Raw genomic sequence first — 6,310 nt, 5'->3', positions numbered from 1 at the left:
CGAAATCATGGACGCATGCGGTATCAAGGTCACGAAGAACCCGTCGGAAATGGCGCGTCTTCTGAAGGCCATGCTGTAAATCGAAATTCGCGTGCTGTAGCGGCGCGATTTTTGTTACGCTTACGAAGTCCTTTCTTGAGCGAGCGGTCCTGAAAAGCGGGGGAGTTTTAGACTCCCCCGCTTTTTTATTGTCCGTGCGTCAGATTTTTTCTTATTCTTTCAATCATGCTCGTATTCTTCGCCACCCTCCATTGGGGCGCGGTCTTCCAGATCATCGTGATCGACATCCTGCTGGGTGGCGATAACGCCGTCGTGATCGCGCTGGCCTGCCGCAATCTGCCGCCCTCACAGCGCATCCGCGGCGTGCTGTGGGGCACGGCCGGCGCGATCGCGCTGCGCGTGGCGCTGATCGCGTTCGCCGTCGTGCTGCTCGATGTGCCGTTGCTGAAGTTCACGGGCGGCCTGCTGCTGCTGTGGATCGGCGTGCGCCTGATGGCGCCGGCGCATGACGTGCACGAGAACATCAAGCCGGCCGACAAGCTGATGTCGGCGATCAAGACCATCGTCGTCGCCGACGCGGTGATGAGCCTCGACAACGTGATCGCGATTGCGGGTGCGGCCGAAGCCGCCGATCAGGAGCATCGGCTCGCTCTGGTGATTTTCGGCCTGGTGGTGAGCATTCCGCTGATCGTGTGGGGCAGTCAGCTGGTCCTCAAGCTGCTCGACCGCTTCCCGATCGTCATCGTGCTCGGCGCCGGGTTGCTGGGCTGGATCGCGGGCGGTCTGATCATCAACGACCCGGCCGGCGACCGCTGGCCCATCCTCGACACGCCTGCCGCCGAATACGGGATGAGCGTCGCGGGGGCGCTGTTCGTCGTGATCCTCGGATATCTGTTGAAGCGCCGCAACGCCAATCGCGCGACGGTGTGAGGCGCGCGGTGCTGTGGCGGCACACGCGCGCGTCGCCCCGCGGCACTGGAGCGCGCCGCCGTATCGGCGCGATCGCTCGCAATGAACGCAACGTTAGCCATTCGGCTGACTGTCCGCCGCGAGCGTCGCTGGCTACGATTTAAACGCCTGTCCCCGATCCGCGGGGCAGGCGTTTTTCGTTTCAGGAGCCTGCCGATGACCGTTACCTTGCCCTATCCCCCTTATTCCCATTCCACGCTTTCAACGCGTTGCGCGCGTCGCCGCGCGAGCTGGTCCGCGCGGCTCGCGAGCGCCTGCCGTCGTTTCGGTGTCGGCTTCACGCTGATCGAATTGATGATCGTGCTGGCCATCGTCGGCGTGATCGCGGCCTATGCGATTCCCGCGTATCAGGACTATCTGGCGCGCAGCCGGGTCGGCGAGGGGCTGTCGCTCGCATCGTCCGCGCGGCTCGCGGTGGCCGAAAACGCCGCGAGCGGCAATGCGTTCAGCGGCGGCTACGCGTCGCCGCCCGCGACCCGCAACGTCGAGTCGATCCGGGTCGACGACGACACCGGCCAGATCACGATCGCGTTCACCACACGCGTCGCGCCGGCCGGTTCGAACACGCTGACACTGGTGCCATCGGTGCCCGACAATGCGGACGCGCCGACCGCGCGCGTCGCGTTGAGCAAGGACTCCGTGCAGGCTGGCGCGCTGACGTGGGAATGTTTCGCTGGCGGCAAAGCGGCGTCATCGTTGCCCGCGCCGGGCGCAGGGCCCGCGCCTGTCGATGCACCCACCCTGGCGTCGAATCTCGCGCCGCCGGAATGCCGTTCGTGACTGAATGCGTGACTAGCGTGTGACTGAGCGCCACAAGCGGGCACACGAGTCGCCCTTCGCACGCACAGTGAACATAAAAAGCTGATTTCCGGCCTATTTCGGCCAGCCGGCGCACAGCGGAAGGAATTTTTTGTATAGTGCGCCGGTTGCTGACGCCCTCCGGTTATTCGATGCCTTCCCCATTTGCACGCTATCTGTCTCTTGTTTTGCTGTCTCTCGCGTTGGTGCTGCCTTATGCAGTCGCCAACCATACGTACCCGATTCCGACCTTCTACGCTGAATTCACCGCGCTCGCGCTTCATCTGCTGACCGGCGCGGGGATCGTGCTGCTGCTGGCGACCGCGCAGCCGCGCATCACGTTCGCATCGCCGACGGTTGCGCTGGTGCCGTTGCTGTTCGGCGTGGTGCTGGTTGCGCAGTCGGTCCTGCTGCCCGTCGCGCAACCGTCGATGAACTGGCTCGGCGGCGGTTTTCTGCTGGCGGCATGGATGGCGACGCATGCAGGCTATGGTTTCACACGCGCCAAGCTCGACGAAACCGCGTTGCGCTGGGCGGCGGGGGCGTTGATCGTCGGCGGTCTGTTTGCGGTGTTCAGCCAGGTGATCCAGCTCTTTCACCTGGAGACGCGGGTCTCGCCGTTCGTCGTCGCGTATAACGTGACGGTCGAGCGGCGGCCGTTCGGGAACATGGCGCAGGCAAACCACCTCGCCACGTACATCGCGTTCGCGATGGCGGGCGCGCTGTTCCTCGTGCAGACACGGCGGCTCGCCCTGGGCATCTGGCTGCTCATATCGACGATCTTCGCGGTCGGGCTGGCGCTGACCGTGTCGCGCGGTCCGTGGCTGCAAATGGGGGTGATCGTCGTCGCGGGTTTCTGGATGGCGTTCGCGCAGACTCGCAACGAGCCGCAGCTTCGCCGCAGCAACCGCGAGTGGCTCATCCCGATCGCGCTGGCGGTGCTGTTCTTCGTGGTCAATGCGCTGATCCGCTGGGCCAATGTGCACTATCACCTGGAGCTTGGTCAATCGGCGGCCGACCGCTTCAAGGACGCCGGCCAGATCGCGCCGCGTCTCGCGCTGTGGAAGTACGGCTGGACGATGTTCAGAACGCATCCGCTGCTGGGCGTCGGCTGGGGCGAATTTCCGAGCTACCAGTACGAGCTGGTGAAGACGCTCGGCGGTGTCGAGATCGCCAACAATTCGCATGACATCTTCATCGACCTGCTGGCGAAGACCGGTTTGATCGGCGTTGCGATCGTGCTCATCGGGCTGATCGCGTGGCTCGTGCGTGTGGTGCGTGCCCCGCAAAGCGCGGGGCGCGTGTTCGGCATCGCGTTGATCGGCGTGCTGACGATGCACGCGCTGGTCGAATATCCGCAGCAGTACATGTTCTTCCTGTTGCCGGCGATGTTCGTGTTCGGCTTGCTGGAAACGCGGCCGTTGCGTCTCGTGCCCGGGCGACTGTCGCTCGGCGCGTTCGCGCTGGTCGTGTTCGGCGGGCTGGCCTCGCTGTATCCGGTGTATCGCGATTACGCGCGCGCCGAGGTGCTGTACTACGGCGCGCGGCCTGCCGAGCAATACACGGCGAATCCGTCGTTCCTGTTCCAGGCATGGGGTGAGTACGGCCTCGCAACGCTGCAGCCGATGAACTCGATGGACCTGCAACACAAGCTCGCGATGCACAAGCAGGCTATCGCGTTGCTGCCAGGCGAAACCGTGCTGCGCCGCTATGCGGTGTTGCAGGCGCTGAGCGGGGATACGGCGGCGGCGCTCGACACCGTCGAGCGCCTGAGGATTTTTGCGGAGGAGTTGAAGGACTGGCCGTCGCAGTTGAGCTATCTGTACGAACTGACCGATGAGCAGAAGTCGCTTGCCGGCTTCAAGGCGGAACTGGTCAAGCGCTACGGCCTGCCGCAGTCCGACGTGAACCAGGACGACGACAGCGGCGAAGACTGATTGACGTCCGCGGGGCGCCATTGATCGGTGGCATCGGTGGCGACTCGCCACGTGTCTCGTGGATCGGTGTCATTGTCGAGTGTCGCCAATCAGATGGTGCTCGCGGCGAAGCTGCCGGAGTGCGGCAAGGGAAGATTGCGGAGCGTGTACTGCGTCAGTCTTGCGCGTGCTTGCCGAGCCCCGCCTGATCCGCCACCCAATCCCCCGACTTCCCGCCGTGCTTCTCCAGCACCTTCACATCGGTAATCGTCATCCCCCTATCCACTGCCTTGCACATGTCGTACACCGTCAGCAGTCCCACTTGCACGGCGGTCAGCGCTTCCATCTCCACCCCCGTTCGGCCGAGCGTTTCGACCTGAACCGTGCAGTGCACGCCGGGCAGCGTCTCGTCGAGTTCGAAATCCACTTTGACGCGCGTCAGCGCGAGTGGATGGCAGAGCGGAATCAGATCGGCGGTGCGCTTCGAGCCTTGAATCGCCGCGATGCGCGCAATGCCGATCACGTCGCCCTTTTTGGCGTTGCCGTCGCGGATCAGCGCGAAGGTGTCCGGCAGCATGCGGATCGAGCCGCGCGCAACGGCGATGCGCTTGGTCTCCTGCTTGCCGCCGACGTCCACCATATGCGCCTGGCCGGCGGCATCGAAATGAGTGAGTTCAGGCATGTCGGGCTCCTTCAGAGGGCGCCTATCATAGCAGTGCAGTAGCAGTGCAATAACAGCGTGGCGCAGCCGTCCGCTTCGCCGCGGCGACTGATTACAATTGCGCTGTGCCCGCTATCTTAGTCCGAGTGGCGGGCGTCGCTTTCCGACTTCGTCACCGACCTCGCGATGCGTCCGAAACGGTTTCTTGCAGCGTTGTTGTCTGTCGCGCTCGCGGCGCCGCCGGGCGCGTTCGCGCAATCGCATGCCGGCGCGAGCGTCGCGCTCAACATGCAACCGGCCGAGCCGCCACTGGTCAGCGGGCCGTCGGACGCCTATGCCGACCCGGTCGTGCCGCCCGAGATCGCGCAAGGCGTGTTCGGCGTGTACGGCGGCGCGCAGAACCGCCTGTCCGGACGCTCGGGTGAGAACAGCGACTGGCGCACGCCGATCGTCACCCAGCAGTTGCCCGACCTGGGCAACGGCGGTTCCGGTTCGCTGACGCCGCAAGCCGAGCGCAAGCTCGGCGAGCGCGTGATGCGCGAAGTGCGCCGCGACCCCGACTATCTCGACGACTGGCTGGTGCGCGACTATCTGAACTCGGTGTCCGCCAGACTCGCCGCGGCGGCGAGCGCGCTGTACATCGGCGGCTATCGGCCGGACTTCGATCTGTTTGCGGTGCGCGACGCGCAGATCAACGCATTCTCGTTGCCCGGCGGCTTCATCGGCGTGAACACCGGTCTGATCGCAGCGACGCAAACCGAGTCGGAGCTGGCGTCGGTGCTCGGCCACGAAATGGGACATGTGCTGCAACGGCACATCTCGCGGATGATCTCAGCCGGCGAGCGCAGCAGCTACGCCGCGCTCGCCGGCATATTGTTCGGCGTGCTGGCGGGCGTGCTCGCGCATAGCGGCGACCTGGGCAGCGCGATTGCGATCGGCGGCCAGGCTTACGCGGTCGACAACCAGTTGCGCTTCTCGCGCTCGGCCGAGCAGGAGGCGGACCGCGTCGGCTTTCTGCTGCTGGCCGGCGCCGGCTATGACCCGTACGCGATGCCTACCTTCTTCGGCCGGCTCGACCGCGCGGCGATGAACGACACGGGCGTCCCGGCCTACGCGCGCACGCACCCGCTCACGGGCGAACGGATCGCCGACATGGAGGACCGCGCGCGTCGGGCGCCGTACCGGCAGCCGCATCAGGCGCCCGAATACGGCTTTGTGCGCGCGCGCGCGCGTGTGTTGCAGGACCGCTCGCGCAGCGAGTACGCGGATGAGATTTCGCGCTTGCGCTCCGAAATCGACGACCGCACGGCGATCAACGTCGCGGCGAACTGGTACGGGATCGCGTATGGTCAGCTGCTGCTCGAACGTTACGACGATGCGGCGGCGTCGCTCGCGACTGCCCGCGCGGCGTTCGCGACCGGCGAGCGTACCGCGGGCGAGCCCGCGCGCAGCTCGCCGAGCCTCGACGTGCTCGCCGCCGACATCGCGCGGCGCGCGGGGCGCAACGACGAAGCCGCGCGTCTCGCGGAGTTCGCGCAGCAGCGTTGGCCGCAGTCGAATGCCGCGATCGACATGCACATCCGCACCTTGCTGACCATGCGGCGGTTCGCCGATGCGCAGGCGCTCGCGCAGAAAGAGGCGCGCGCCCATCCGGATCAGCCGGCCTGGTGGCTGTATCTCGCGCAGGCGAGCGCGGGCAGCGGCGATGCATTGACGCAGCACCGGGCGATGGCGGAAAAATTCGCGCTGGAAGGGGCTTGGCCGTCGGCGATCCGGCAACTGAAGGACGCGCGCGATCTGAAGTCGATCGGCTATTACGATCTCGCGACCGTCGATGCGCGCCTGCACGAAATGGAAAACCGCTACAAGGAGGAGCGGCTCGACGAGAAGAGTTAGGGCTGCGGCGGGCTAGCCGGGCTCGATGAGCGTGCGCGCCGAGCCAGCACGCCGCGCACGCGACAAAGCC

Annotated in this window: 5 protein-coding genes; 4 read left to right on the top strand and 1 reads right to left on the bottom strand. The window is 65.7% G+C overall.

What is annotated here, in order from left to right; genetic code table 11:
* The first annotated feature begins 225 nt into the window (after window positions 1-225).
* The 3 genes from PQR02_RS39205 to PQR02_RS39195 all read left to right on the top strand — a co-directional run bounded on the left by PQR02_RS39205 (window position 226) and on the right by PQR02_RS39195 (window position 3,704).
* Window positions 226-930 carry a TerC family protein gene (locus PQR02_RS39205; RefSeq protein ID WP_408243195.1) on the top strand — a complete coding sequence of 235 codons (705 nt, stop codon included), beginning with the start codon at window positions 226-228 and terminating at the stop codon, window positions 928-930.
* Between the two features lie 195 nt (window positions 931-1,125).
* The gene (locus PQR02_RS39200) at window positions 1,126-1,749 is read left to right on the top strand and encodes a pilin (protein WP_408243194.1); all 624 of its coding nucleotides are present in this window, start codon (window positions 1,126-1,128) and stop codon (window positions 1,747-1,749) included.
* Between the two features lie 170 nt (window positions 1,750-1,919).
* Window positions 1,920-3,704, top strand: coding sequence for a PglL family O-oligosaccharyltransferase (locus PQR02_RS39195; RefSeq protein ID WP_408243193.1), 1,785 nt, complete (start codon window positions 1,920-1,922; stop codon window positions 3,702-3,704).
* A gap of 154 nt (window positions 3,705-3,858) precedes the next feature.
* Here PQR02_RS39195 and moaC read toward each other — a convergent pair whose 3' ends face one another.
* The gene (gene moaC, locus PQR02_RS39190) at window positions 3,859-4,365 is read right to left on the bottom strand and encodes a cyclic pyranopterin monophosphate synthase MoaC (RefSeq protein WP_408243192.1); all 507 of its coding nucleotides are present in this window, start codon (window positions 4,363-4,365) and stop codon (window positions 3,859-3,861) included.
* A gap of 165 nt (window positions 4,366-4,530) precedes the next feature.
* On the opposite strand from moaC, the gene PQR02_RS39185 reads away from it, so the two are divergent.
* Window positions 4,531-6,240, top strand: coding sequence for a M48 family metalloprotease (locus PQR02_RS39185; RefSeq protein ID WP_408243191.1), 1,710 nt, complete (start codon window positions 4,531-4,533; stop codon window positions 6,238-6,240).
* Window positions 6,241-6,310: the final 70 nt, after the last annotated feature.

Source organism: Paraburkholderia sediminicola, from assembly GCF_046026895.1.
Lineage (GTDB): Bacteria > Pseudomonadota > Gammaproteobacteria > Burkholderiales > Burkholderiaceae > Paraburkholderia > Paraburkholderia sediminicola_C.
Note: the sequence above shows the minus strand (reverse complement) of the source record. Positions and strands in the feature narration are given on the sequence as shown.

What these genes read in the sequence shown, in the direction of transcription:
- PQR02_RS39205 (WP_408243195.1), top strand. Translation starts at nt 226, where the DNA reads ATGCTCGTATTCTTCGCCACCCTCCATTGGGGCGCGGTCTTCCAGATC.
- PQR02_RS39200 (WP_408243194.1), top strand. Translation starts at nt 1,126, where the DNA reads ATGACCGTTACCTTGCCCTATCCCCCTTATTCCCATTCCACGCTTTCA.
- PQR02_RS39195 (WP_408243193.1), top strand. Translation starts at nt 1,920, where the DNA reads ATGCCTTCCCCATTTGCACGCTATCTGTCTCTTGTTTTGCTGTCTCTC.
- moaC (WP_408243192.1), bottom strand. Translation starts at nt 4,365, where the DNA reads ATGCCTGAACTCACTCATTTCGATGCCGCCGGCCAGGCGCATATGGTG.
- PQR02_RS39185 (WP_408243191.1), top strand. Translation starts at nt 4,531, where the DNA reads ATGCGTCCGAAACGGTTTCTTGCAGCGTTGTTGTCTGTCGCGCTCGCG.